This is a genomic window from Pseudomonas sp. PB120, from assembly GCF_009761815.1.
Taxonomy (GTDB): Bacteria; Pseudomonadota; Gammaproteobacteria; order Pseudomonadales; family Pseudomonadaceae; genus Aquipseudomonas.
Map to the genome: position 1 here is coordinate 123,087 of NZ_RWIN01000051.1, position 26,794 is coordinate 149,880.

Here is a 26,794-nt window from a genome sequence, read left to right on the forward strand (position 1 = left end):
GGCATCGATGGATTTTCAAGATACGCCTCAAGAAGCAACCTATCGCACGCAAGTGCGCGCCTGGCTGAGCGCTAATGCGCGCGCTTACGAAGTCCGGCCTGAGGACGGTATGGAGCATGAGCGCTTCATGACGCTGGCCCGTGGCTGGCAACGACTCAAGGCGGATGCCGGCTATGTCGGCATCATGTGGCCAAAGGACGTGGGCGGGCAGGGTGGAAGCCCGATCGAACACGTGATTTTTCACCAGGAAGAAGAGCATTACAGCCTTCCGGTCATCCCTTTCGCAGTCGGTATCGGCATGTGTTTGCCGACGTTGTTTACCCATGGTTCGGCCGAGGTGATGGACCGCTTCATGGCCAAAGGCATGCGTGGTGAGGAAATCTGGTGCCAGTTGTTTTCTGAGCCGGCCGCCGGGTCCGATCTGGCAGGCTTGAGAACCCGCGGTGTACGCGAAGGCGAGGATTGGGTGATCAACGGCCAGAAAGTCTGGACGTCCTATGCCCACGAGTCTGACTACGGCATCGTGCTGGTGCGCACAGACCCGTCTGCACCGAAGCATAAAGGCTTGACCATGTTTTATGTCGACATGCGCGCCCCAGGTGTGGAAGTGCGACCGATCCGTACGCTACTGGGCGATGCGGAGTTCAACGAAGTGTTTTTCACCGACGTGCGCATTCCTGATTCACAGCGCCTGGGCGAAGTCGGTGAAGGCTGGAAGGTTTCCCTGAGCACCCTGATGTTCGAGCGACTTGCCGTCGGTGGAAAACCTTCCGGTGCACCCGTGGCGAGCGAACTGGCAGGACTATTCGATGCTGACGCCCTGGCACGCTTTTACGTGGCTGATGAAGGCATTTCCTTGACCCGTATGCGTTCGATGACGGCGGTTTCGCGCGGTGGCGTACCCGGTCCCGAAGCCTCGATCAACAAACTGGTGATGGCCAAAAACCTTCAGGACATGAGTGCCTGCGCGTTGGAAGCGCTGGGTGCTGATGGCCTGCGCGAGTTCGACGATCTCCAGGCGCGGCGATTCAACTATTGGTACATGTGGTCAGCCGGTTTGCGTATTGCCGGCGGCACCGATGAAATCCTGCGCAACATCATCGCTGAGCGGGTACTGGGTTTGCCGCCTGAGCCGCGTAGTGATCGGGATACGCCTTTTAACCAGTTGGGCAAGGGCTGATCGGTCAAGCACCTCCTGAGTAAACAGCGCGATTAAAACATTGGATTGAGCAAGAACTGCAGGTCGACAAGCACCTAGGCCCCGGTGTGAGCGCCCCATGCCACCCACAAACCGTTGCTTGTTTGGCACTGTGGAGGGTGGCTCGGGAGAGGCGTGATCCATTGCTCTACCTTTGCGGCGCTGCAAGGCATGCCAGGTAGCATGGATGCGCCTGTGCATCGATCGAGCTTTTCGGGCGTACCGAGGCGCATTTGCTGCCGAAGCGCTAAGTGTTTTTTGAGTTTCAATGGTGTTTCAGCGTTTCGTCTACGAGCCCACCGCGCGGCAATAACTTGCCGCGTCGTTCAGCATCGACGAGATAAGCGTGAAGGAAATGGGTGAAGAATCAGCTCTTCGATATGATGCCAATGCCACGCCAGAAGGCTCGCCGCGGCTACGAAACAGCCTATGGCCAACACGTTCAGCCATCGGCGTGCTCTTTCATAATCAGTGTGGAAGGCGGCAAGTACTTCGCTCAGCACACTGACCAAGCCGAATTTTCTCAGCAGTCACGCCCGTTTTCATCTGCATGAATCAACGCAAACGATACAGGCCTTCCTGCCCCAACGTTGCCACCAGCCGTCCTTTCCGATCATGCACATGACCCAAGGTCAAACCCCGCCCCAGACTGGTCGAAGGACTGTGGGCAGAAACCAGCAACCATTCATCCGCCTGTACATCTTGCTGGTGGAACCAGATCGTGTGGTTGAGGCTGGAAACAAACAGGTCTTCCCCCAGTTTGTGCTCGCGGTGAGGCATCAGTGCGGTGATGCCGAACCAGAAGTCACTCAGGTAAGCGAGCACGGCGGGTTGCAGGCGCGTGGGCAGGTTGGGGGACTGAGTGGTGCGCATCCAGTAACGAATCCTGGCTTGATCGTCGCGGCCGAGGACAAACTGTTCCGGGTCCGCCGGGCGTATATCCACTGAACGGGTTTTGCCGATAAATACCCGTTCGATGGGATTGAGTCGTTGATGGAAGGCTTCGCGAACTTGTGCCAACCCCATCAGATTTTCCGGGTCGGGTACGGGGTCGCAGTTCTGCTGGTGCTCCATCCCGTTTTCACCGGCATGGAAGGACAGCGTGGCAATGGCGATGGAGCGGCCGTGTTGCACCAGTCTGACCAGTCGCGCGGCAAAGCGTCGGGTTTGCTGGATGCGCTCTACTTCAATCGACAGCGGAGCGTTGACATCGCCGGCAGCGAGGAAGCTGACTTGAAGCACATGGGGATGCAGATGCGCTTCAACGGTTGCGATGGCAGCCGCAACGGCCAGGCCGAGGGTTTGCCCACCGTAGATCGCAGCATTCTGATTGGCGTGGAAGCAGTTGCAGGTGAAGCGGTCCGGGCCTACTTCCAGCACGTCCAGTAGCGGCGTGACATCCACGCCATCCCAGGTAGTGGAAGTGGTGGCCAGATGTTGCACGGCGGTTTCAGAGCCCACGGAAAACTCCTGCACGCTTCTGGAAAAATGCGTCACGGCCCTCGGTAAAATCTTCGGAGCCGATCAACAGCGCCTGAGTGTCGGCTTCCCAGTCGAGCAGGGTTTCCAGGCTCAAAGGATGACGCCCCAGCAATGACTTGGTCGCTGAAAGCGGGCCAGGTGCGCTGATAGCCAACGCTTGGGCGCGCTGGAGTGCGGTCTCCAAAACCTGACCAGGCTCGGCCAGAAAGTCGACCAGGCCTAGCCGGGCTGCTTCTTCGCCGCCGAGAATTTGCTGGAACATGACCAGTTGGCGAGTCCGAGGCAGGCCAATGCGTTGTGGCAGCGTCCAGAGTGAACCCCAGTCCGGCATGACGCCCACTTTGCCGAACACGGCCCCAAAGCGGCTGTCGGCATCGGCCACGACGAAGTCGCAGGCTGCCGCCAAAGACAGCCCGGCGCCGAATGCTGCGCCTTGCACGGCGGCGATTACCGGTACCCGACCATTGACGATGGCGCGGATTACCCGATGGCCGCAACGCATGTCTTTGCGCATGACCATTGGCCGGGTATCCAGGCCATCCAGCGGCCCCCCCGCGCAGAAGTGCTGACCACCGCTGAGTACGATTACCCGGACCTGCTCATTGTCTTGCAGGTTCTCGAGCTCGTCGGCCAAGCGGCGATAAAGCTCAGGAACCAGGCTGTTGCGTTTTTCGGGCAGATTCAGGCTGACCAGGGCGACGGTATCGTGGTGGCTGACAGTGACGGCTGTGTTCATCATGTAACTCCTTGGGTCGATGGGCTCAAAGCCGCTCGATGATGGTTACGTTGGCCAAGCCACCGCCTTCGCACATGGTCTGCAAGCCATAACGACCTCCGCTGCGCTCCAGTTCATGGAGCAGGGTGGTCATCAGTTTGGTGCCGGTTGCGCCGATAGGATGGCCAAGGGCAATGGCACCGCCGTTGACATTGGTGCGTTCGCTTGGGTAATCCATTTCTTGCAGCCAGGCCATGGCGACGCTGGCGAACGCTTCGTTGATTTCCACCAGATCGATATCGGCCATGCGCAGGCCAGCCTTTTGCAGCGCCCGGCGAGTTGCGGCGATTGGCGCAGTGAGCATCCACACCGGGTCATCACCCAGTACGCTCATATGGACAATGCGTGCACGTGGTTTCAGGCCATAACGATTGACCGCGTCCTCGGAGCAGACCAATACGGCACTGGCGGCGTCGGACATCTGGCTGCTGGTGGCAGCGGTCAACTGGCCGTCTGGCAGGAGTGTCTGCAGCGTGGCCATTTTTTCCAGGCTGCTACGGCGGGCCGTTTCGTCCATACGCAGATCGCCATAGGGCACGATTTCGTGGTCGAAACGCCCTTGCTCAATGGCCGCCAGAGCACGCTCGTGAGAGCGCAGGGCATAGGCTTCCATGTCCTGGCGAGTGAAGCCCCAATGGCGGGCAATGCGTTCGGCCGCTTCGAACTGCGAGAGCTGTTGCGTACCATAGCGGGCGCGGTAGGTTTGCGCCGAGGTCCAGGGATCGGCAAAGCCAAGGTCTTTGGCAATGTACAACGCGGTATTGATCGGCACCTGACTCATGTTTTGCACTCCGCCGGCAATCACCACGTCCTGAGTACCACTCATGACCGCCTGCGCAGCGAAGTGCACGGCTTGCTGGGACGAGCCACACTGGCGGTCGATGGTGACGCCGGGAACGCTATCGGGAAGTCCGGCGCCCAGCCAGCAAAAACGCGCCAGGTTGCCGGCATTCGGGCCAATGGCATCGATGGTGCCAAAGATGACGTCGTCATAATCCTCGGCGGGAATCGCGTTGTGTTCCACCAGTGACTTGATGACATGCGCGCCCATGTCCATGGGGTGTACCTGGGACAGGCTGCCGGCTCGTTTGCCGGTCGGCGTACGCAGCGCATCAACGATATAGGCTTGCTTCACGGAAAACTCCTTGATCGAGTGGGGCGCGCTCAGCGAGCCTGAGTGTGGGGACGCAGAATGTTCTTGGCGATGCTCCAGCGGTGTACTTCCGATGGGCCGTCATAGATGCGGAAGGCGCGAACATCGGCGAAAATCCGCGCGACGATCGTTTCATGGGTGACACCCTGGCCACCGAGAATCTGCACGCTGCGGTCGACCACGCGCCAAATCGCTTCGGACGAAATGACCTTGGCGATGCTCGAGGCATGTCGCCCGAGATTGTCCTGGTCCAAAAACCAGGCGCAGTGCCAGACCGCAAGGCGGGTAATGTGCAGGTCCATTTCGTTGTCCGCCAGCTTGAAGCCGACGCCTTCGTGCTCACCCAGTGACTTGCCGAAAGCCTGGCGTTGGGCCGCGTAACGGGTCGCCACGTCATGGGCGCGACGGGCTCCGCCGAGCCAGCGCATGCAGTGGGTCAAGCGGGCAGGGGACAGGCGCACCTGAGCATATTTGAGCCCCTCACCGGGTTCACCCAATACGTCGCTGGCAGGCACCCGCAGCTTGTCGAAGCGCACCACCGCATGGCCACCGGGGAAGCACGAATCCAGTGCATCCATCGCGCGTACGATCTGAATGCCCGGACGGTCCATGTCAGCGAGGAACATGGTCGCTCGGCCATCTTCGAGCTTGGCCATGATGATGGCGAAACTTGCTCCCTCAGCCCCGGTGATGAACCATTTCTCACCAGTGATTAGGTAGTCGTCGCCGTCACGTACGGCGGTGGTAGCGAGCATGCCAGGGTCCGATCCCGAACCTGGTGACGGTTCGGTCATGCAGAAGCACGAACGAATTTCACCCAGGGCCAGGGGTTTGAGCCAACGCTCCTTCTGGGCCGCGGTCGCGATGACTTCCATCATGTGCATATTGCCCTCGTCGGGCGCAGCAATGTTCAGTGCGACAGGCCCCAGTGGCGAGTAGCCGGCTTCCTCGAAAAGAATCGCCTTGGCCCGATGGTTCAGACCAAGACCGCCCAACTCGCTGGGCATGTGCGAGGACAACAGACCGGCCTTGCGCGCTAGCGAGATCATCTCTTTGCGCAGGTCTTCAGTCGGGCCATGGGCTGTGCAGCGGGGATCTTTTTCGAGCGGGATAATGTGCTCAGCGATAAAGGCACGTGTCCGTTGTTGCAAGTCGAGCAGTTCGGGTGACAGGGTGAAGTCCATGGTTATTTCCGCTTCAAAGGGCTGATGAAGATGGTCGAAGGTGCAAACCCGAATTCATGAATAGAACTTCAGGTTGTTCGAAGCCATCTCTCGCATTTGGGGAGTGACCTGATAAAGCCCACCAAGAGCGGTGTAGTGGTCGCAACGCGCAACCAGCGCCGGCAAGCCGAGCCAATCGGCATACTTGAGGGCACCACCCACTGGCCTTGGGAAGCCAACACCCAGGATCAGTGCCATGTCGATTTCAATGGCGCTTTCGCAGATACCTTCTTCGAGCGCCCGGGCCGCTTCTATCAGCATCGGCAGCATGATGCGCTCGACGATTTCTTCGGAACTGAACTCACGACGCCCTTGTGGCTGCACGCGGGTCAACAGAGCCTGGGTGTCAGGATCAACCGACTTCACCAGTCGGCCCTTGATGTCCCGATCGTAACGATAGAAGCCCAATCCGTTTTTCTGGCCCAGGCGCTGTTCGGTGACCATGAGTTCAACCGCATGGGTGAAGCCAGGCAACATGCGATCGCCATAGCCCTGACTGATGCAGTCGATCACATGGCGCGAAGTGTCCATGCCAATAACGTCCTGCAAGTACGCTGGGCCCATTGGCCAGCCAAAGGCTTCCATGGCCTGGTCGACGGCCTGGTAGTCTGCGCCATCATGAATCAGGCGCAGAAAGGCCAGCACGTTGGCGGTCAGGATGCGATTGACCAGAAAGCCGGGGCAATCCTTGACCACGATCGGCGTTTTACCCAGTGTTGCCGCATAGCTGGCAACCGTTGCGGCCGATTGCTCGCTGGTGTGTGGACCACAGATGACTTCAACCAGCGGCATGACTGGCACCGGGTTGAAGAAGTGCATGCCCACGAAGTTTTCCGGGCGTTGCAGCGCACTGGCGATTTCAGTAATGGACAATGATGAGGTGTTGGACGTCAGTACCGTGGAAGCAGCCACCTGGGTTTCGACTGCCGCCAACACGGTTTTTTTCACGGCGAGGTTTTCCACCACCGCCTCAACCAGCACGTCGACTTTATCCATGCCTTGATAGGTTAGGGTCGGCGTAATCGACTCCAGCACTCGTTCTGCCTGGAACTGGGTCATACGGTTGTTGCTGACCTGTTTATCCAGAAGTTTGCCGGCTTCGGCCATTCCCAGATCCAGCGCTGCCTGAGAAATGTCTTTCATGATCGTCAGTACGCCGTTGGCAGCACTTGTATAGGCGATGCCGCCACCCATAATGCCAGCGCCCAATACGGCGGCGCGGGACAGCTTGCGCGACGCCTTGGCGTAATCCCGGGTTTTCTTGCGCAGGTACTGATCATTGATGAACAGTTGGACCAGTGCCTGAGCGGCCTGGGTCTGGGCGACTTGTGCGAAGGTACGGTTCTCTTCGTTCAATGCCTCAGCCAGGGATAATCCGGCACTGCGCTCGAGCAGCTCAATGGCCAACAGTGGAGCGGGCACCAATGGGTTGCGGGCAATCACGGCAGCCTTGGCATTGGCGCTCTGTTCGGTGTCCAGTGCAAAGCTCAGGCTGCGCTGGCGCCGCAACGCTTGCCAGTCACGCTGGCCGCTAACAGCTTCGGCCAACACGGCTAGCGCACATTGGCGCACGGCTTGGTCATCGACCACTTCGTCGACGGCACCGAGTTGTTTGGCCGCCGCAGAAGTTTGCGGTTTGCCGGAGGTAATCCAGTCAATACTGGCCGCTGAACCGATCAGACGTGGCAACCTGGCAGTACCCCCTAACCCGGGAATAATGCCCAGGCCGACTTCTGGCAAACCGACCTTTGCGGCGTTGCCCAATACTCGGAAGTCGGTGGCCAGGGTGACTTCGAAACCACCCCCCAACGCCAGGCCATTGATAGCGCAAACCGTTGGAAGCGGGAGCTGCGCGAGTTCGTTAAACACCCGGTTCTGGGCCAGGTTGTAAGCCGCCAGTTCGCTTTCAGGCCGTGCAAACAACTGGGTGAATTCGAAGATGTCGGCACCGACGATGAAGCTGTCCTTGGCGCTGGTCAAAACCAGGCCATGGACGTCACCGCTATCGCGAATGGTTTTGCAGGCGATGCGCAGCTCTTCGACTGTCAGGGCATCGAATTTGTTGACGGCCTCGTCCTTGCGGTCGAAGCACAGTTCGACCAGTTGATTGTCGAGGCGGGTCAGGTGCAGCGTTTGACCTTGGTACATGCGATAACCTGCTTTTTGTCGGTTTTATTTAGGCTGGACTGGATCAGGCGCTGGCCAGGCGCGTGGCAAACGCCAGGCGCTCGCGGCATTCGCGAACCATGCGCTCAAGCAGTTCGTCACAGGTTGGCAAGTCATCGATCAAGCCAATGACCATGCCCGCCGTGATGATCCCTTCGTTGATCTCGCCAGCCTCCAGCGCAGCACGGCCGCGAGCACCCGCCACCAAAGGGCGAATGTCTTCAAAGGCACAACCGCCAGGACGACGCTCGGTGGCGACGACTTCATCGGAAATGGCGTTCTTGAATACCCGGGCACTGTTCTTCATGGTGCGGAAGATCAGGTTGGTATCGCGCTCGGTGCCCTTGAGCAGGGCGGCCTTGATGTTTTCGTGAATCGGCGCTTCCTGGGTCAGGCAGAAGCGGGTGCCCATGTTGATCCCTTCGGCACCCAGGGCCAGAGCGGCGGCCATGCCGCGGCCATCGCCAATGCCACCCGAGGCAATCACAGGAATGGTCAACGCCTTGGCTGCGGCGGGGATTAGCACCAGCCCTGGAATATCTTCTTCACCTGGGTGCCCGGCACACTCGAAGCCATCAATGCTGATGGCGTCGACGCCGAGTTTTTCAGCGCTCAGGGCGTGCCTGACGGCAACGCATTTATGGATGATGCGAATACCGGCCGCTTTCATCTTCGGCATGTATTCAATCGCTTTGTTGCCGGCGGTTTCGACGATGGTCACCCCGTTGGCAATGATTGCATCGATGTACTCGTCGTAAGGCGGCGGGCTGATGGTCGGGAAAATGGTCATGTTGACGCCGAACGGGCTGTCGGTCATTTCCCGGCAGCGGCGGATTTCCTTGGCCAAGGCTTCCGGCGTTGGTTGTGTCAGGCCGGTCAGCATGCCCAGACCACCTGCGTTGGATACCGCTGATGCAAGCTCGGCGCGGCCTACCCACTGCATGCCGCCTTGAATGATCGGATAACGGATGCCAAGCATTTCGGTAATACGTGTCTTCATGGTGACTGCCTCGTTCACTTGACTTTGCGTTCATCCAGGCCGAGGGCCCGGCCAATGATTTCTTTCATGATTTCGCTGGTGCCGGCGAAGATTCGCGACACCCTCGCATCGCGGTACATGCGGGAGATTCGGTACTCCTCCATGTAACCGGCACTACCATGGAGCTGCACGCAGTCATCCATGACCCGGCCTTCGAGTTCCGAGGTCAGCAATTTGGCGGATGCAGCGGCTTCGGCACTTAACCGGCCGGCGTTGTGTTGCAGTACCAACTGGTCGACCCAGGTCTGCTGGCAATCGAGCAGGGCGCGCAGCTCAGCCAGCTTGAACCGGCTGTTTTGGAAGGTGCCGACCGGCCGGCCGAAGGCTCGACGATCCTTGACATAGTCCAGGGTCAGGTCGAAAGCGACCTGGGCGTGGGCCATTGACTGGATGGCTGAAAGCAAACGCTCTTCGGCCAGACCTTCAGCGAGGTACGTAAAGCCTTTTTGCGGATCGCTCAGACCGTTGCTCTTCGGGATGCGTACGTTGTCGAAGAAAACAATCACGGTGTCCTGGGCATCGAGGCCCATCTTCGCCAGCGGCGTACGACTTACCCCCGGCCAATCAGCTTCCACCAGAAACAGACCGATTGAATAGCGTTCACTGCCGGTGCGAGCTGCGACGACCATCAAGTCGGCATTGAGCCCATTGGAGATATACATCTTCGAACCATTGAGTAACCAATGATCGCCACAGTCCTCAGCGCGCGCTTTCATGCCGGCCAGATCCGAACCGGCATCCGGTTCGGTCATGGCGACGGCGAGGATGGTCTCGCCACTGACGCAGCCTGGCAGATAGCGCTGGCGCTGCTCTTCGGTGCCGAAGCGTTGCAGATAGGGCCCGACGATGCGTGAATGCAGGGTAAAAAACACCCCTATGTCGCCGTGACGAATCACTTCTTCGTAGACGATCTGCTCGTAGCGCAGATCGTCTACGCCGGAACCGCCGTAAGCTTCATCAGCCCACATCAGCAGCAAACCTTGGGCGCCGGCCTTGCGGAAAATTTCCCGATTACAGCGTCCGGCTTCACGCCAATGGTCGACGTGGGGGGCTATTTCCTTCTGCACGAATTTGCGAACCTGATCGCGGAACAATTCATGGTCGCTATCAAAGATCAGTCGATTCTGGAGCATGTGTTGTCCTCTCAGGCCGCGTCGTTACGTGGATGGAAGCGCTCACCACGCTCGGCACGGGCACGCAGCCAGACCGAAGGGCGGAAACGCTCGCCGAACGCATCGGCCAGCTCATCGCAACGGGTGACGAAAGCTTGGGCACCCAAGGTATCGATCAGGGAGAGCGTGCCACCGGTCCAGGAGGGGAACCCCAGGCCGAGGATGCTGCCCAGGTCGGCGTCGGCAGCGTCGTTGAGAACGCCTTCCTCGACACAGCGTGCGGTCTCCAGCGCCTGGATATAGAGCAGGCGGTCCTTGACGGTCTCGACATCCAGTTGTTGCGCGGCACGAGGAAAGTGCTCCGCAAGCCCATGCCAAAGATGCTTCTTGCCACCCTGTGGAAACTCGTAAAAACCACCGCCACTCTTGCGGCCCAGGCGGCCCAGGAAATTCATTAATTCGACGACTGGCCTTGCATGCAGGCGCAGGAATTTCTCCTCCAGGCCATCTTTGTGAGCTTGATCGATGACGCTTTTCTGCAGATCCAGCGAAACTTCATCGGTCACAGCCAGCGGGCTGGTGGCTGCACTGGCCAGGCGTGCGGCGTTTTCGATCAGGGCCGGGTTGACGCCTTCGGCCAGCATCGCCATGCCTTCATCGGTGTAAGTACTGAAGATGCGGCTGGTGTAGAAGCCTGGACTGTCATTGACCAGGATCGGGGTTTTGCGCAGTTGACCGACGAAGTCCAGGGCGCGGGCAATGGTTTGCTCACTGGTCTTCTTGCCAACGATCACTTCTACCAGCGGCATGCGCTCGACCGGTGAAAAGAAGTGCAGGCCGATGAAATGGTCCGGGCGCTCGGAGCACTCGGCCAGGCCAGTGATTGGCAGGGTTGAGGTATTACTCGCAAATACCGCATCGGGTGCGAGCACTGTTTCGGTTTTGCCGATGACGGATGCTTTGACTTCACGGTTCTCGAAAACAGCTTCAATGACCAGATCACAGCCGTCGAAGGCAGCATAGTCAGAGCAAGGTTCGATCAGTGCGAGGATCGCATCGGCCTTGTCTCGGGTCTGGGTGCCGCGTTCGATGGCTTTGTCCAGGATCCGTCGCGAGTAGTCCTTGCCCCGCGCTGCAGCGTCGGCGTTGGTATCAAGGAGCATGACCTGGACCCCGGCAGCAGCGCTGACGTAAGCGATGCCAGCGCCCATCATTCCGGCACCCACTACACCCAGCTTGTGCACCGTGCTTTTTGCCGGCCCGACCGGACGCCGGACGAGTTTGTCGGCGGCGCCCTTGTTGATGAACATCGTACGCATCAGGTTGCGTGCCACTGGGTTGGCCAGCAACGTGCCGAAGTATTTGGCTTCGACTGCCAGTGCCTTGTCCATGGGCAGTTGAGTGCCTTCAAACACCGCCGAAAGAATGGCCAGTCGTGCCGGGTAGTTCTGTGCGCCGGCGGCTTTGGCCAGCGTGGTACCAAATTGGAAGGAGCGGGTTGCGTGCGGAGCCAGGCAACCCGCACCACCAGGAATCCGATAGCCTTTCACGTCCCACGCTTGACTTGCCTGCGGGTTGTCCAGCACCCAGCGACGCGCTTGCTCCAGCAAGCCGGTAACGTCGACCAGTTCATCGACGATCCCCAACTGCAAGGCTTGCGCAGGCTTCAAGGTGTTGCCTTCAATCAACAGAGGCAAGGCCTTTTCTATACCGATCAAACGCGGCAGGCGTTGGGTGCCGCCTCCGGCAGGTAGCAAGCCGACAGTCACTTCGGGCAGACCGACAATGGCTTTTGGGTCATTGACCAACAGCCGTCGATGGCACGCCAACGCCAGCTCCAGACCACCGCCCAGCGCCAGACCATTGAGCGCGGCGACGAAGGGCTTGCCGCCGGTTTCGATGCGACGCATCACCGCGTTTTCTCGATCGAAGCGGTGCGAAGCTTGCACAGCATCGATACCTTGGTCGAAGGCGTCAACCAGATCCTTGAGGTCGGCACCTGCGATAAAGCCGGATTTTCCTGAGGTCAAGACCGCACCGCGAATGGCAACGTTGGTCAGCACTTCTTCGACCGCTGCCTGCAGATCGCTGACGAATGCAGGCGTAAATATATTCACCGGGCGGTCAGGCAGGTTGATGGTAATGAAGGCTACGCCGTCGGCGCCCAGTTCTAGTTTCAAGGTATTCATAGCGTTCGATTCCATGCTCAGATCCGCTCGATCAAGGTGGCGGTGGCCATGCCCGCAGCGGCACACAAAGTGACGAGTGCAGTGTTCAGATCCCGGCGCTCCAGTTCATCGAGCACGATGCCCACGAGCATCGCGCCGGTGGCGCCCAGTGGGTGGCCCATGGCGATTGAGCCGCCATTGACATTGACGCGTTCGGGATCGAGGTTGAAATGGCGCATGTATCGCATCACCACCGAAGCGAAGGCTTCGTTGACTTCGAACAAGTCGATGTCGGCGATGGTCATCCCGGTTCGGGCCAGCAGTTTTTCGGTGCAGGCCGCAGGGCCCGTGAGCATGATGGCCGGCTCTGAACCGATTGAGGTGTAGCTGCGAATACGGGCGCGAGGGCGCAGCCCTGTCGTGCGACCGAACTCGGCATTGCCGAGCAAAATGGCCGCCGCACCGTCAACGATCGTGCTGGAGTTACCGGCAGTGTGGACGTGACGGATGGCTTCGATATCCGGATAGCGCTGCAGCATCACAGCGTCAAAGCCATTCTGGCTGCCAGTGGCCTCGAAAGCGGGTTTGAGTCGAGCCAGATCTTCCAGGCTCGCCCCATGGCGAATGGCTTCATCTCGCTCCAGCAGTGGCTGGCCGAGCAGATCCTTGACAACGAATTGCGATTGCTGGAATCGACCTTCGGCTTCTGCAACGGCCGCTCGTTGCTGGCTGCGCAGGGCAAAGGCATCGACGTCTGCTCGACTGTAGCCATCTTGCTCTGCAATCAGGTCAGCACCGATGCCCTGGGGGATGTACCAGGTTTTCCAGATCACTTGAGGGTCGGTGTAGACGGCACCGCCATCGGAACCGATAGGCACCCTCGACATGCTCTCCACACCACCGGCAACGATGGCCCGTGCTTCGCCAGCGCGCAGTGTCGAAGCCGCAAGGTTGACTGCTTCGAGGCCAGAGGCGCAGTAGCGATTGAGCTGCAGGCCCGGCACGCTCTGGTCGTAATCGGCAGCCAGGGCGGCGACCCGGGCAATGTTGCCGCCTTGTTCACCGGCGGCCATGACGCAACCCAGCAGTACATCGTCGACCAGGCTGGTATCGAGCTGGTTGCGATCGCGCAGGGCGCTCAAGGTCTGGGCTGCCAGCGCGGTGGCACTCACTTCATGCAGTGCGCCATCCGGGCGGCCCTTGCCGCGTGGGCTGCGTACGTGGTCGTAGATAATGGCGTCATTCACGTCAAGGATCCCTCAATGTCTGCGCGGCGCCGAACTGCCGCATGAGGCTTAAAGATTATAATCATACATATAATAGAGCAAGAGGCAGGAGCATCGGATTCGTATGAAAACCGGGCGCTTGGAAAATCGCTAACGCAGATTGACAGCTGATTAAATCATATACATCATTATGACTAGTGATATTGTTTTGTCTGCTAAATCATTGCCGCAAATAAAGGAGTTCCGAATGACTCTCGAAACAACACCTTTGCCGGACCTGGCCCGTTTACGCGCATGGCTGGAAACTGAAGTGGGCGCCGTACAATCCTTGAGCGTGAGCGCAGTTCAGGGCGGTGCGAGCAACCTGATCTATAAAGTCAATGTCAATGACCGCCAGTTCGCGCTGCGTCGACCGCCCCTGGTGGCTAACGACGCCAGCTCCAACAACATCCTGCGCGAGATGAAATTGCTGCGTGCCATAGCCGAGACGCAGATACCGCATACCCGGTTGGTCGCCGGTTGCGAAGATCCCGAGGTCATTGGAGCGCCGTTTGCTTTGCTCGAATGGCATGCTGGTTTTGCCGGTAAATCACCTTTGCCGCCAGGTATAGAGGGGAACCCCGAAGCCTCGCGACAAATGGCTTTCGAGCTGGTCGATGCCCTTGCCGAATTGGCCAATACCGATTGGCAAGCAATCGGTCTGGAGGGCTTCGGCAAGCCTGAGCGGTTTCTCGAACGCCAGGTATCGCGCTGGAGTGCGCAGCTCGAGCGCTACAAGGTTCGCGATATCCCCGGGCTTGATGAGCTGGGGCAGTGGCTTGTCGCGAACACTCCGGCAATGCAGCGATCGGCACTGATCCATGGTGATTACCAGTTCATCAATGTCATGTATGACGCCAGTGAGCCGGTCAAGCTCAGTGCCATTGTCGACTGGGAGATGGCGACCATCGGTGATCCGCTTCTGGATCTTGGCTGGATGCTGGCCGGTTGGCAGGAGGTCGGTGAGGAAGCGACCTATGCGAATTACATCGACTGGCAGTGGATGCCTACCCGGCAGGAACTGGCCCGGCGTTACGCCGATAAAACCGGTCTGGATATTTCCCGGCTGAATTACTACATGGCGCTGTCGATGTTCAAACTGGCGATCATCATGGAGGGCGCGTATGCCCGCTATGTAGCCGGCAAGTCCACCCACGAGGTCCATGCCCGGATGGAACACGACGTCCCGGTCATGGTTCAGCGCGGCTTGCGTTTCACCACTCTTAATTCCTGATCAACCAGAAAAGGTCGAAAACCATGTGGGATTTCAGTACTGAACCGGCGTTTCAAGAAAAACTCGATTGGATGAGTCGCTTCGTTAAAGAAGAGATCGAGCCGCTGGATACGCTCTGGCCAGACATGAGCGCACCGTACGATACCAATAACCGTGTCGCGCGTTCGATCATCAAGCCGCTGAGTGATGAGGTACGTAAGCAAGAACTGTGGGCCTGTCACTTGGGTTCGGAGTTAGGTGGGCAGGGATATGGTCAGATCAAGCTCGCGCTAATGAATGAAATTCTTGGACGATCGAGTTGGGCGCCAACCGTGTTCGGGACGGCAGCGCCCGATACCGGCAATGCCGAGATTCTGGCCATGTTCGGTACTGCACAGCAGAAGGCTACGTATCTTCAGCCGCTGCTGGATGGAGACATCGTTTCTTGCTATTCGATGACCGAACCACAAGGTGGTGCTGACCCATCAGTGTTTACGACGACAGCCGTGCGTGATGGTGACGAATGGGTGATCAATGGGGAGAAATGGTTCTCCTCAAATGCTCGTTACGCAGCCTTTTTGATTGTGATGTGTGTCACCGACCCGGACGCACCTATTTATGCAGGTACCTCCATGCTGTTGGTACCAACAGACACCCCCGGGGTCAACATCCTGCGTAATCCAGGTGTCTATGGCGAAAACCCGGGGGAGGGAGCCCACGCCTATATCCGGTACGAAAACGTGCGGGTACCTGCCGATGCCTTGCTGGGTGAAGTCGGAAAAGGTTTTGCAGTTGCGCAGGCGCGCCTTGGTGGTGGTCGGGTGCACCATGCTATGCGCACGGTAGGTCAATGCCAGAAAGCTATCGACATGATGGCGGAGCGGGCACTGTCGCGTGTCACCAAAGGTGAGCCGCTGGCCAGCAAGCAGATCGTGCAGCAGTACTTGGCAGATTCATTTATCGAACTTCAGCAATACCGCTTACTTGTTTTGGAAACGGCATGGCGGATCGATAACGGCCATGACTACAAAGCCAACCAGATGTACATCGCCGCGATCAAAGCGGCCGCACCGAAGATTTATCACGACATCGTTCAGCGCACGATGCAAGTCCATGGATCGCTCGGCGTATCGGACGAAATGGTGCTTGGCCAAATGTGGACCTATGCCGCTTGCATGGGGTTGGTCGATGGTCCGACTGAAGTGCATAAAGTGACGGTCGCCAAGAACCTCCTCAAACGCTACCAACCGGCGCAGGGGCTATTTCCAACTGAGCATCTGGTATCGCGCCGCGCTGCGGCAATGGAGAAATTCAAGGACTACCTGGAGTAGGCGGCGATGGACAAGATCGATTATTTCAACCTCACCGGAAAGGTCGCGCTCGTGACGGGGGGCAGTCGGGGTTTGGGGAGGGAGATTGCTCTGGCCTACGCCCGTCAGGGTGCGGACGTGATCATTGCCAGCCGCAAGCTTGAAGCCTGCCAGGAGGTCGTAAGCGAGATCACCGCAATGGGCCGGCGAGCATTGCCCTTTTCTTGTCACATGGGGAAGTGGGCCGAAATTGAGACGTTGGTCCAGACCGTATATGCCGAGTTCGGTCGAATCGACATCTTGGTGAACAATGCTGGAATGTCTCCCCTGGCGCCAGCCTCCCATGAAACAGGTGAGGCCTTGTTCGACAAGGTGCTGGAGGTCAATTTCAAGGGGCCATTCCGTTTGAGCTCACTGGTGGCGTCTCGTATGGCCAGGGGAGATGGCGGTGTCGTTATTAACGTCAGCAGCACTGGGGCACTGCGGCCGTTGCCGGCAGTAGTGCCTTATTGCGGAGCCAAGGCGGCGCTGAATGCAATGACTGAGTCCATGGCCAAAGAATATGGACCTAAGGTCAGGTTCAACACGTTGTCGGCAGGACCGTTCTTGACAGATGTGGCGAAGGCTTGGCCTGTCGAGGCACGTGAAAAATTCGACAACGCCTTGGGACGACCCGGCCAACCTCATGAGGTTGTTACGGCTGCGCTTTATTTAGCAAGTCCGTTCAGTAGTTTTGTCACTGGCAGTCTTGTGAGGGTTGATGGTGGTATTAGCTGATTAAGAGCCCCTGCAACTGTATGTCAAAGTGCGTGCGCGCAGTGCCAAGGCCGGCAGCTTCGTCGACGCCGTGCGTTGGTTGGTGACATCGGGTGTAGGGGCAGGAGTGTCTCCGAACTGGAAGTTTGCGCCTTGGTGTGCGTTCTAGCATCGGCTCGACATCACGGCATACAGAGTTTCACACACGTGCCCTAACTAAACTTGAACGTTTCCATCGCGCGACAGCTGGCTGATTCCATCCTTAATGAAAAGAATTCCAATCGTAGTGAAAACTCACGTCAGTTTGCGTTCTTGGCAGAGCATATGCCGACGCTTACCAAGGGGCGCTGCGCAGTCTGATCAATAGTTTGTCAGTTTCGATCATGAATGCCACGGCGCTCCTTTTATCCATTTGGATGACTGGCGGGGAGAAAGTCTCCTGGGCTTTTCTCTGATCGCTAGCTGTAGATCTACTCGGATCGTAGGCCTAGTACTATGCAGTCCTTCATTGCCTTCCTCCATTTATCTCTACCGGCTTGACCTGACCTCGGTTCGGTCAGTCAAGCCACTTCCTTATTAGTCAGTGCCAAGTTAGTTAACTATTTCGACATAGGGGCATGCAGCATTTCGCGTAACCCCTCTGTGGCAGTTTCCATTTTAAGATCTAATGACTTCATTTTATTTTCTAATGACCACTGAAGCTAAGGTAGGTAGTAATTACAATAGGCTGTGTAAACCAAAAGTTTATAGTGACATCTATGGAAACCTTCAGGAGTATCGAGTGCCTTGTGCGCAGCGCCGGGGGACGACAGCTTTTCCAACGACGCTTGCTAATTGAGCGATACCAACTTCGGGACGAAGAGAAAGGAGCTAGTCGCTCAATCGGTTGGTTATTGGGAGTGAAAAGCATGTGGCTCGCGGAACAAAAGCCAAAATGGACTCAGCGCTTTCGGGGACTGGATCTGATATGCAGCTCAAATTGGCTTGCCATCAGACAGCGCAGCATTCAATGACCCTCTGAGAAGGCTGGCCACGTGCTCGCTAACCTCCTCAAAGCTGAGAGTGGCAGACCCTCCATTGCTCAGCACTATCGTTCCTTTCAAGGGAGGGTGTAGGCGAACTCGTATTTTTTCCAAAGTGTACTTTCGGTCACCAATTAGCTGGTCACAGGCGTCCTTGATGTCCTCTTCTCCAGAAACCAGTACCTTGGCGAATACCTTATTCCCTAGCTCCAGTCTGGAAATTTGCATCGAATCCAGGCTTCCTGCACCCCTGACCGCTTTGAGTAGGTTTTCTGCCCATACCAAAACATCAACTTGCAGCTCTTCAATGCTTACTGTGAAGTCGGTTATCTCAGAGAATCTGCTGAGCACCGCCTGCAGGCTTCGGGGAGAGTTGATAAATTCCAGGGTGGGAGGGGCTTTCGTCAGTCTGAAGGCAGACTGTCGATATTCCATGCGATCAAAGCTGGTTTCATTCCCAAATGGGTCGGTGATGGTGTCGGTATAGTTGACTTTCTCAATGTACCTAGCCTCTAGTGTGTCATCACGGACTTTATCAATAACGAAGCCATGTTGTTGGGTGCTGTTGAACTCCATAGATTTCATGCGTGCAGCCAACTGCGCGATAGATAACGGCCATTCAACGTTCAACCACTTGTAGCGCATCCAGTTAGCCCTCGGTTTCTGCGAGCAATTCGTTTTTCAGCTTCAGTGCTGTCTGCTCAATCAGAGAGAAATACCTTGCCCGTTCCTTGTCCTCTACGGGGGAGATGCCTTTGCGGTGCGAGCCTTTGTGGTACTTGAACTCGCCCTGCACCCCATACCTGAATCCTAAGCAGTTTTGTTTGTCTTCAAATCCCGCTTCGAACTGAACGATGTTAGGTGGATTCTCGATTTGCTCGGATTTCCAGGAAATGTGCGTGATATAGAACCCACGCTGGCTGAGCTCTTTATATTCCTTGGATTGAACTAAGTTCTGACCACTCAACGCCATGCTGTGTACGACTGCGAACATTTCCATGCGCGCTTCGCTCTCAGCAGTGTCAAGATCGATGTCTAGGTTTTCATCGCTTTCTTCTGATCTACGTAGAGATGAGACCTTCAGGTTCATGACATTTCGCAGCTTAAAGCCCGGTAGCTTCGAGATCAGGGACGTGAAAAACTTTGATCGCAGCTCTGGTGTAGAGAGTTCTGCCAGTTCGACTTTTTCTTGGGCTAAGGGGGCCTTTCTGCGCTGTTCCACACATTCTTTGATGGCCTCAACCACCCGTTTGGCTTTGTCCGTAGCGGGAAGTCGGACGACCGTTTTTCCGTTCTCCACTAGAAAATCGATTTTTGCCTCATTGCGTTCGCGCTGAAGAAGCTTGGCACGGTTGTGGTTGAACTCGTCGTATTCCACCTTTATGACATATCCACCTTCCCTACCGATGCGGTGTTTCACTTCCTCGTTCGGGCCAATGGTCTTCATGTAACTTTCAACGGCTTCTCTGATGTCGTCCAGAGCGATTTCTGAGTCGAACTGGATGTTCGTGGTCTTGTCTCTACGGCCCGGTGGTTCACGCTTGTCGACAATCGCTTCAATGTCGTGAAAACCGTGTGGAATCATGGATATGTAGTCACAGATATCCTCTCGTTCGTCCTTAGCGGAACAGAATATCCCCCGATCGCGCAGCAATTCCCGAAGTACTGACACGGTCATTCGCTGTTTCCCGGAAATCAGCAGATCGTAGATGTCGTTATCGTTGGCGCTAAGGTGATCCAGATATTCGTTCATGCCCAGGTACCTAAGTCGATTGAGGAGTACGTCGATTTAATTTCGATGATCGGCTCGTATCGAATAGCGAGTACGTACTCACTCAGGTCTGTGCTGCTCCCTGCTAGCCCCTCGATGTATTGTTGCTGGGACTTTTGGAACGTTGGCGATGAGTTAGGAACGGGGCTCAGCGTTTTGATGGTCACCTGTGTTCGTTCGTCCAGCAGTTCATACTTGCGAAGGATGTCAATGAGGTAGGTGAACTCGTGGGTCGTTTCTCCCTTCCTAGAGTAGAAGACCACAATTTTTCGTTCGGCCTTTCCCTTGGGATCTCGGGCTTCGAGGATGATCACAGGAGAGGTCAAGGTCTCAAGCGTTGCGCCTTTTGCTTTTTTCACCTGAAGGTTGGCTTTACGCACTAATTGCGGATGGTAGAACGAGCAGTACTCCGGCCCAGGCAGCTCCGGATTCCGTTTGCCTCTCATTCTCTGGATCTCGTGGCTGACATTGTCGAGCCAGAAAATTTCTTTGGGCCCAAGGACGAAGAGCTTTTTGCCCTTAGGCAGATGCAGGCTCTCATTGGCAACAAAGGTCAGCGTGGTGTTGAAGTCTGCATCGTATTCGCCGTCATGGTTGTAGACGAAAAGCAGTCCGCAGATCGAATAGGTCACATCGTCATGCGCGTGCTTGTCTTGCCATTCAGCGCTCTTGTCCGCACACGCGGTTTGCTTCCCCAAGCTAATCAATGCGGATTTAATGGCTGGTGACTTGATCGACCCCTTTGCGTAGCTCTTCAGGTCGCAATGCACGTAGGTACGCTTCGCTGAATAGGGCTCATCGTAGTAGTAGACAACATCACAGGGGTGCGTAGTAACACCGTGTTCCTCTGTTGCCTCACAAGGCCAATCGTGGTTCGTCGGGCCGATCCTATCCCAGAAGAACTCTGCAAAAAGCTCGCTGGCCAGGATTTCGGCTTGCCTGGCGATGTTGTCATTTTCAGCCACGTACTCAGTGTCCTTTTTAGTGTTGGCAGTGTGTTGTTACGAGTGCTTCGATGGAGTGCTAGGTACGCCGTGGTCAGGTCAGGATGACCCTCTGGAGCTGGTCAACGCATATGGTAAGCAGGTAACCCTCAAGCCCCTCTGGCACGCCCTTATCGCTTGGAGTCGCCTCCAAATAATTTTTGCCTGATATTAGCACCGGGTTCAGCTTTTAATGACTCAGGTTCAAAATCTAATGAATCTCTATGCCATAACTCTCAAGCAGGTATTGGGTCGCCCGGAGCTGAAAAGGATGATCTTCCACCAGCAAGATGCGCAGATCGTCGTTGAACATTGGATTGGTCACTCTTCGTCGGTCGATCAGGGGAAGATGACATTATTTCGTGAGAGCACCGAGCAATCGGTCAGTTTACTCAGCGTGAGGTGTAGGGGAATTCAGCGCTGGCCGAGAGTAATTGTCTGTTTGATGAGTGATCGGCCATTTCACGCTGCGTAATGGCCGATCAGCTGTTTTCATCAGTGGCTGGAACGCCCCGTCATTTCCAGTGCCATTTGACTGGCGTAACTGTCGGTCATGCCCGCGATGAAGTCGATCATCCGCAGAAATGATGTGTGCAAAGGGCCGTGAGGATCGGGCGCATTGTTTCCCAAAAGGTCGAGAATGCGACGGCTCTTGAAGGACGGTGTTCGACCGTTGTGCTGTTCCAGTGCCGCCCCGCAGAAAGCGTTCAGCAAAATTTCCAGCGTGGTGTAGGCACCGATTTCATGTAGGGTCTTGCGCTTGTCCTGGAAGATTTTTTTGCGTGCCATGTCCTTCGCATTCAATACGCAGCGCTTGGCGGGACCGTGCATGTGCTCCACCAGATCGCCGGGCAGCGTACCCGCCAGCAATGCGTCCTGTTGCTCGACGAAAGCGCGCGCTGCGGCATTGGTCAGGTGTTCGATGGCTTTGCCGCGCAAAATCGCCAGTTTGCGCCGGCGGGAATCTTCAGGTCCTAGCAGACGGTAGGTTTCCGGGAGATCGTCGCCCACCAGATCAAGCAACAGCGACTCGACTTCGGCGTACTCCAGCAACTCCATTTCCAGGCCGTCTTCCAGATCGATGAGCGCATAGCAAATGTCATCGGCGGCCTCCATCAGGTACACCAGCGGGTGGCGTGCCCATCGCTGTTCCTCAAGTTGCGGCAGACCCAGTTTCAGGGCGATCTGCTCCAGCAACGGCAGCTCACTCTGGTAGCAGCCGAACTTGTGCTTCTTGTAGCCCAGCGAGTCGGCGTGTTTGGCGGTCCACGGATACTTCAGATAAGTGCCCAAGGTGGCGTAGGTCAGCCGGGTGCCCCCGTCGAACTGGTGATATTCCAGCTGGGTGAGCACGCGAAAGCCCTGGGCATTGCCTTCAAAGTTGAGGAAGTCATTGCGTTCGGCCTCGCTCATCGCGTCCAGCCAGCCACGACCTGCAGCTTGCTGAAACCAGTGACGGATCGCGTCTTCGCCGGAGTGTCCGAACGGTGGATTGCCGATGTCATGCGCCAGGCAGGCCGATTGCACGACCATGCCCAGGTCGCTGGGTTCACACCAGTCTGGCAGTGCGCTGCGGATTGTTTCGCCGACACGCATGCCCAGTGATCGGCCGACGCAGCTGACTTCCAGCGAGTGGGTCAGGCGCGTGTGGATGTGATCGTTACTGGTGACCGGATGGACCTGGGTCTTACGCCCGAGGCGACGAAACGCGCCTGAGAAAATAATGCGGTCGTGGTCTTTGTGAAAAGGACTGCGGCCGAGCTCTTCCGGGCTGTGCACAGGCTTTCCGAGGCGTTCGCGGGTAAGCAGGGTTTGCCAATCCAAGGCTGATTCACTCCGTCAGGTGGACTAATTCCTTACTTTCCCGGTTCACGTCATGACCTGCAAGCGGAACTACAGACCGGCAGCGTCTATGTCGATGAGCAACAGGCGTTCGCCATTGTCGAAAAATTGGCCGGCAGTCAGGCAATACTGGTTGCTGGTGGCATCCCGGTACGTGTTGGAGAGTGTCAATCGGCGCTCCTCCCAGCCTTCGGCCAACAGGTGATAAAAGTACGGGCGCCATGACCAGTTGTGGCCGAGGTAGCGGTTATCGGATTCCCAGCCGTTATTGCGCCATTCGAGGTTTGGCGTCAGTTGCGTGCCGTGGCGGTCGCATTGATAGAAGCGTAACAGCCATGGAAAGGCGTCCAGCTGCGGCAAGGCGCTGAGTGGGGCGCGGGCCTGCGCCCAGGCTTGCAGGATCGACATCAGCTCGCTGAGCTGCTGGCGCATGACCATCAGGCGACCGCGCTCTGCGAGTTTTTGGTGAACGTAGCGCTGGCGCAGTTGACCGAAGCGCTCGACAAAGGCATCGGTGGCAAAAAAATCAGCCTGCGCCCTGGCAAATAGAAAGCCCTGCACGTAGCGCGAACCGCACTCGAGGGCAAAATTCAGTTGAGCGTCCGTTTCCACCCCTTCGGCAATGATCCAGCACCCGGTTTTCTCCGCCATCTGTGCCAGGGCCTTGACCACATCGCTGCTCGGTCCTCCCAAGGCGGCCGCTTGAAACAGTCGCATGTCGAGCTTGAGGATATCGGGTTGCAGCGCCAGGACACGGTCGAGCTGTGAATAACCCGCGCCGAAATCATCGATGGCAATCCGCGCACCCGCTTGCCTGTAACGCGCCACCACGTTTGCAAGACGTTGTATGTCGCCGCCCAGTTCGGTGATCTCGAAGACGATGCGCTGCGGATCGACCCCATGCATGGCCAACTGCTTGAGGCTGGGCAGTGCCTGGTCCGGGCGTAAGCGACTGATCCAGCGCGGGGACATGTTGAGGCTGAGGAACCAGTCCGCTGGCGCTTCATGGAAGCGGCTCAGGGCATGCTCGCGAATCTGGCGATCCAGACGACGCAGCGCAATGGCGGGTGTTCGCGGGTCGGCAAACAGGGGGCCCACCGAAGCCAATTGGCCATCGGCCTGACGCAGTCGCCCCAATGCCTCGACCCCGGCGATACGGCCGGTGGCGGTGTCGATGAACGGTTGAAAGCAGGCGAGCGGTTGCCCGTCGATCACGAGGCCTCCTTAGTAGATCTTGTTTTTGGATGAACCTGGTGGCCGGGTAGGCACGCAGGGTTGAACCTCTCGATAAAGAGGTTCATCCCGGTGATGTTGCAAGAATGCAGCCAGATAAGGGTGTTACGGTTTGCGCGAAGAACCTTGCAGGACCAGCTTGATCAGCGGCCCCAGCGTGGTGCCCAGGCGGACCAGTCGGGTCAGGCTGCTGACGCCACCATTCTTGGCGCCCTTGCCGGTCATGAAGCCGAGCAAGGTGACCGCCGCCATGCCCCAGAGTGGCGCATGCTTGATGCCGAAACCGTCTTGCAGGTTTTGCGTCATCCCGCGAACACGCTGCAAGGGTTGCAGCAGTTGCGCGGATTCGTGGCGGATTTCCTGGCGATGCATTTCCATGCGCAGGCGGATCAGCGCCTTGCGCATTTCTGTGCGCGAGCTGTTGTGAGGCAGTTCAGGCAGGCTCATGGCAACAGGCGCTCCCGATCATTGGCCAGTTCTTCCAGCGTGCCGTGGAAAGGCGAGGATTCATCGAAGATTGCCGCTCGCAAGCGCATCCCGCAGAAGACGCAGGCCAGGGTATAGAACACGCAGAGACTGATAATGGCCGGCAGGCGATAGGTGTCCCAAAACAGGATCAACACCAGCGTCGACAACCCCACCAGCAACAGCAAGGCAAACACCAGTGCCAGGCCTGCAAACAGCAACAGGCTCACGGTGCGGGCTTTTTGTTCCTGCAATTCAATACCGAACAGTTCGACATGACTGTGCAGCAGTCCGAGAAATGCGGCACCCAGGCGCCGCGGTGAGGAGCTTGGGCCCGTCGCGGACGAGCCGGATTCGCCGATCGCCATAATCAGCGCCGAGTCGCCAGCAGGCCAATCAGGAAACCCACGCCGGCCGCGATCCCGACCGATTGCCATGGGTTGGCCTGCACATAGTCTTCGGTGGCGGTCACGGCAGCCTTGCCGCGTTCGCGCAGAGAATCTTCGGTCAGCTTCAAGGTTTCCCGGGCCCGCAACAGGCTGTCGTGAATTTGCTCGCGCAACTCATCCGCCTGATCACCCGCCAATGTTGCGGTGTGCTCCAGCAACCGTTCAGTGTCGCTGACGAGCGTCTGAAAATCGTTCATCAGGATTTCTTGAGCAGTCTTTGCCTTGATGCTGGCCATGGGTGATCTCCGTAAGTGGCTTCTGTTGCGTTCGAGTATGTGCCTTGCGCGAAGGTTCAGTACAAATCACTGGTACAACTTTTGCTATGTCGTGGTGCGTTAGTCCGTGCCATTGCGCTGTTGCTGGGCATGATTCGGGCAAAACCTTATCTCAAATAATGAAAACTCGCGCAAAGGTTCCAACCTTGTGCGCCAAAGCGGCACGCCGGATCAAGGTCCTGGTCCGGGGCGGATGCAACTTGGTGCATGAATTGTCTGCGCGAACTGCTTTGGTGCTTTTTTAGCCTTCAGGTCTGCCAATCCCATGGAAAATCTGCAAAGCGCTGTGGACAGTCTGGTCCATAGCTCCAATACGTTGTTCATTTTGATCGGCGCAGTCATGGTACTGGCCATGCACGCCGGTTTTGCCTTCCTCGAAGTCGGCACGGTTCGGCAAAAGAACCAGGTCAACGCCTTGTCGAAGATCCTCAGCGACTTCGCCATTTCGACCTTGGCCTACTTCTTTATAGGCTATTGGATTTCCTACGGGGTGACCTTCATGCACCCGGCGGCTGTGATCAATGCCGATCATGGCTACGGGCTGGTGAAGTTTTTCTTCCTGCTGACCTTCGCGGCGGCGATCCCGGCGATCATCTCCGGCGGCATCGCCGAGCGTGCGCGATTTGTGCCTCAATTGTGCGCGACGGCATTGATCGTGGCGTTCATCTATCCTTTCTTCGAAGGCATGATCTGGAACGGCAATTTCGGCTTGCAAGCCTGGTTGCTGGAACACTTCGGTGCCAGCTTCCATGATTTCGCCGGGTCGGTTGTGGTCCACGCCATGGGCGGCTGGCTGGCGTTGGCGGCGGTGTTGCTGCTCGGGCCTCGGCAAGGTCGCTATAGGGAGGGGAGGCTGGTGGCGTTCGCACCGTCGAGCATTCCTTTCCTGGCGTTGGGGTCGTGGATCCTAATCGTTGGCTGGTTTGGCTTCAACGTGATGAGCGCGCAAACATTGCAGGGGGTCAGTGGTCTGGTGGCGGTGAACTCGTTGATGGCCATGGTCGGTGGCACCGTGTCGGCGTTGATCGTCGGGCGCAATGACCCGGGCTTTCTGCACAACGGTCCGCTGGCCGGGTTGGTGGCGATCTGTGCCGGTTCCGACCTGATGCACCCGGTGGGCGCACTGATGACCGGCGCGATTGCCGGCGCACTGTTTGTCTGGTGCTTTACTGCCGCTCAGGGCAAATGGCATATCGATGACGTGCTGGGCGTTTGGCCGTTGCATGGCCTGTGCGGTGTCTGGGGCGGTATCGCCTGTGGCATCTTTGGCCAAAGCGCGTTGGGTGGCCTGGGCGGGGTGAGTCTGATCAGCCAGTTGATTGGCACTGCGCTCGGGGTGGTGGTGGCGTTCACCGGCGGATTGGCGGTGTACGGCGTGATCAAGGCATTTCATGGCCTGCGCCTAAGCCAGGAAGAAGAGTATTACGGTGCGGACTTGTCGTTGCACAAGATCGGCGCGGTCAGCCAGGACTAGCGTGGGCCCGACCACTGGCTCGACGGCCTTTGATCCCGGGCCTAGAATGAACGCTCAATTTATCGGGTCCGGTGGTCATGCCTCCTGAATGTCAGCTGTTCGGCACCCTTGGTTGCCATCTCTGTGAAGTCGCCGAAGAAGAACTGATGCCCCTGGTGGAGCACGGTTTATTGGTTGAGCTGGTCGACATCGCTGAAAACGAAGCGTGGGTCGAAGCCTACGGTTTGCGGATTCCCGTACTGCGACGTCTTGATACCGGGGCTGAGCTCGACTGGCCGTTCGATGCGGAACAGGTCGTGGCGTTCTTGCGCTGATCCCGCCCACCCGTCGCAGTCCTTCACTCATGCATTGGCGCAAAACGGGTTAATCGGTTACTGTATGTGTATACAGTAATTCTGATTGCCTGCCACGCTTCTTGTT

Annotated in this window: 23 protein-coding genes and 1 pseudogene; 6 read left to right on the forward strand and 18 right to left on the reverse strand. The window is 57.4% G+C overall.

Annotated elements, in window-relative coordinates; all coding sequences use genetic code 11:
* Positions 1 to 7 precede the first annotated feature (7 nt).
* Positions 8 to 1,180 carry an acyl-CoA dehydrogenase family protein gene (locus EJA72_RS11120; protein WP_157711505.1) on the forward strand — a complete coding sequence of 391 codons (1,173 nt, stop codon included), beginning with the start codon at positions 8 to 10 and terminating at the stop codon, positions 1,178 to 1,180.
* A 573-nt stretch (positions 1,181 to 1,753) separates the two neighbouring features.
* Here the strand turns inward: EJA72_RS11120 and EJA72_RS11125 are convergent.
* From EJA72_RS11125 to EJA72_RS11165, 9 genes are read right to left on the reverse strand one after another with little or no spacing between them, the layout of a single operon-like run.
* Positions 1,754 to 2,659, reverse strand: a complete 906-nt coding sequence (locus tag EJA72_RS11125; protein WP_157711506.1) for an acyl-CoA thioesterase domain-containing protein — start codon at positions 2,657 to 2,659, stop codon at positions 1,754 to 1,756.
* On the reverse strand, positions 2,649 to 3,416 hold the full coding sequence (locus EJA72_RS11130) for an enoyl-CoA hydratase/isomerase family protein (RefSeq protein ID WP_157711507.1): 768 nt from the start codon (positions 3,414 to 3,416) through the stop codon (positions 2,649 to 2,651). The genes EJA72_RS11125 and EJA72_RS11130 overlap by 11 nt, the downstream gene beginning before the upstream one ends.
* Positions 3,417 to 3,441: 25 nt before the next feature.
* The gene (locus tag EJA72_RS11135) at positions 3,442 to 4,590 is read right to left on the reverse strand and encodes an acetyl-CoA C-acetyltransferase (RefSeq protein ID WP_178129275.1); all 1,149 of its coding nucleotides are present in this window, start codon (positions 4,588 to 4,590) and stop codon (positions 3,442 to 3,444) included.
* A 29-nt stretch (positions 4,591 to 4,619) separates the two neighbouring features.
* Positions 4,620 to 5,792 (reverse strand): acyl-CoA dehydrogenase family protein, encoded by a 1,173-nt coding sequence (locus tag EJA72_RS11140; RefSeq protein ID WP_157711508.1) that lies wholly within the window; start codon positions 5,790 to 5,792, stop codon positions 4,620 to 4,622.
* 54 nt (positions 5,793 to 5,846) lie between these two features.
* Positions 5,847 to 7,979, reverse strand: a complete 2,133-nt coding sequence (gene fadB / locus EJA72_RS11145; RefSeq protein WP_157711509.1) for a fatty acid oxidation complex subunit alpha FadB — start codon at positions 7,977 to 7,979, stop codon at positions 5,847 to 5,849.
* Between the two features lie 43 nt (positions 7,980 to 8,022).
* Complete coding sequence (locus EJA72_RS11150; protein ID WP_368738159.1) at positions 8,023 to 9,015, reverse strand: NAD(P)H-dependent flavin oxidoreductase; 993 nt, start codon at positions 9,013 to 9,015, stop codon at positions 8,023 to 8,025.
* A complete protein-coding gene (locus EJA72_RS11155; protein WP_157711511.1) occupies positions 9,012 to 10,169 on the reverse strand; it encodes an acyl-CoA dehydrogenase family protein in 1,158 nt (385 codons plus the stop codon). Before EJA72_RS11155 ends, EJA72_RS11150 begins: the two co-directional genes overlap by 4 nt.
* An 11-nt stretch (positions 10,170 to 10,180) precedes the next feature.
* The gene (locus tag EJA72_RS11160; protein WP_178129277.1) at positions 10,181 to 12,337 is read right to left on the reverse strand and encodes a 3-hydroxyacyl-CoA dehydrogenase NAD-binding domain-containing protein; all 2,157 of its coding nucleotides are present in this window, start codon (positions 12,335 to 12,337) and stop codon (positions 10,181 to 10,183) included.
* A 17-nt stretch (positions 12,338 to 12,354) separates the two neighbouring features.
* Complete coding sequence (locus tag EJA72_RS11165) at positions 12,355 to 13,563, reverse strand: acetyl-CoA C-acetyltransferase (RefSeq protein ID WP_178129279.1); 1,209 nt, start codon at positions 13,561 to 13,563, stop codon at positions 12,355 to 12,357.
* Positions 13,564 to 13,732: 169 nt separating this feature from the next.
* On the opposite strand from EJA72_RS11165, the gene EJA72_RS11170 reads away from it, so the two are divergent.
* The 3 genes from EJA72_RS11170 to EJA72_RS11180 are packed head-to-tail and all read left to right on the forward strand — an operon-like array spanning position 13,733 to position 16,881.
* Positions 13,733 to 14,815: a phosphotransferase family protein gene (locus EJA72_RS11170; RefSeq protein WP_157711513.1), complete on the forward strand. Its 1,083-nt coding sequence runs from the start codon at positions 13,733 to 13,735 to the stop codon at positions 14,813 to 14,815.
* 23 nt (positions 14,816 to 14,838) lie between these two features.
* The gene (locus EJA72_RS11175; RefSeq protein WP_157711514.1) at positions 14,839 to 16,125 is read left to right on the forward strand and encodes an acyl-CoA dehydrogenase family protein; all 1,287 of its coding nucleotides are present in this window, start codon (positions 14,839 to 14,841) and stop codon (positions 16,123 to 16,125) included.
* 6 nt (positions 16,126 to 16,131) lie between these two features.
* Entirely contained in the window at positions 16,132 to 16,881 is a 750-nt protein-coding gene (locus EJA72_RS11180) for an SDR family NAD(P)-dependent oxidoreductase (RefSeq protein ID WP_157711515.1), read from the forward strand.
* Between the two features lie 953 nt (positions 16,882 to 17,834).
* Here the strand turns inward: EJA72_RS11180 and EJA72_RS11185 are convergent.
* From EJA72_RS11185 to EJA72_RS11225, 9 genes and pseudogenes are all read right to left on the reverse strand, one after another.
* On the reverse strand, positions 17,835 to 18,527 hold the full coding sequence (locus tag EJA72_RS11185; protein WP_157711516.1) for a hypothetical protein: 693 nt from the start codon (positions 18,525 to 18,527) through the stop codon (positions 17,835 to 17,837).
* A gap of 4 nt (positions 18,528 to 18,531) precedes the next feature.
* Positions 18,532 to 19,635: a hypothetical protein gene (locus EJA72_RS11190; RefSeq protein ID WP_157711517.1), complete on the reverse strand. Its 1,104-nt coding sequence runs from the start codon at positions 19,633 to 19,635 to the stop codon at positions 18,532 to 18,534.
* Complete coding sequence (locus tag EJA72_RS11195) at positions 19,632 to 20,618, reverse strand: hypothetical protein (RefSeq protein WP_218574362.1); 987 nt, start codon at positions 20,616 to 20,618, stop codon at positions 19,632 to 19,634. The genes EJA72_RS11190 and EJA72_RS11195 overlap by 4 nt, the downstream gene beginning before the upstream one ends.
* A 244-nt stretch (positions 20,619 to 20,862) precedes the next feature.
* Positions 20,863 to 20,949 (reverse strand): annotated as a pseudogene (locus EJA72_RS29235) (response regulator); the annotation flags it as partial.
* Between the two features lie 182 nt (positions 20,950 to 21,131).
* A complete protein-coding gene (locus EJA72_RS11205) occupies positions 21,132 to 22,460 on the reverse strand; it encodes a deoxyguanosinetriphosphate triphosphohydrolase (RefSeq protein ID WP_157711518.1) in 1,329 nt (442 codons plus the stop codon).
* 69 nt (positions 22,461 to 22,529) lie between these two features.
* Positions 22,530 to 23,693 carry an EAL domain-containing protein gene (locus EJA72_RS11210; RefSeq protein ID WP_178129281.1) on the reverse strand — a complete coding sequence of 388 codons (1,164 nt, stop codon included), beginning with the start codon at positions 23,691 to 23,693 and terminating at the stop codon, positions 22,530 to 22,532.
* A gap of 123 nt (positions 23,694 to 23,816) precedes the next feature.
* Positions 23,817 to 24,158 (reverse strand): hypothetical protein, encoded by a 342-nt coding sequence (locus EJA72_RS11215; RefSeq protein WP_157711519.1) that lies wholly within the window; start codon positions 24,156 to 24,158, stop codon positions 23,817 to 23,819.
* Complete coding sequence (locus EJA72_RS11220) at positions 24,155 to 24,544, reverse strand: phage holin family protein (RefSeq protein ID WP_157711520.1); 390 nt, start codon at positions 24,542 to 24,544, stop codon at positions 24,155 to 24,157. Before EJA72_RS11220 ends, EJA72_RS11215 begins: the two co-directional genes overlap by 4 nt.
* Positions 24,545 to 24,546: 2 nt before the next feature.
* The gene (locus EJA72_RS11225; protein ID WP_008030332.1) at positions 24,547 to 24,861 is read right to left on the reverse strand and encodes a YqjD family protein; all 315 of its coding nucleotides are present in this window, start codon (positions 24,859 to 24,861) and stop codon (positions 24,547 to 24,549) included.
* Between the two features lie 304 nt (positions 24,862 to 25,165).
* Between EJA72_RS11225 and EJA72_RS11230 the strand changes: the two genes are divergently transcribed.
* Entirely contained in the window at positions 25,166 to 26,374 is a 1,209-nt protein-coding gene (locus EJA72_RS11230) for an ammonium transporter (RefSeq protein ID WP_157711521.1), read from the forward strand.
* Between the two features lie 77 nt (positions 26,375 to 26,451).
* The gene (locus EJA72_RS11235; protein ID WP_157711522.1) at positions 26,452 to 26,688 is read left to right on the forward strand and encodes a glutaredoxin family protein; all 237 of its coding nucleotides are present in this window, start codon (positions 26,452 to 26,454) and stop codon (positions 26,686 to 26,688) included.
* Positions 26,689 to 26,794 lie beyond the last annotated feature (106 nt).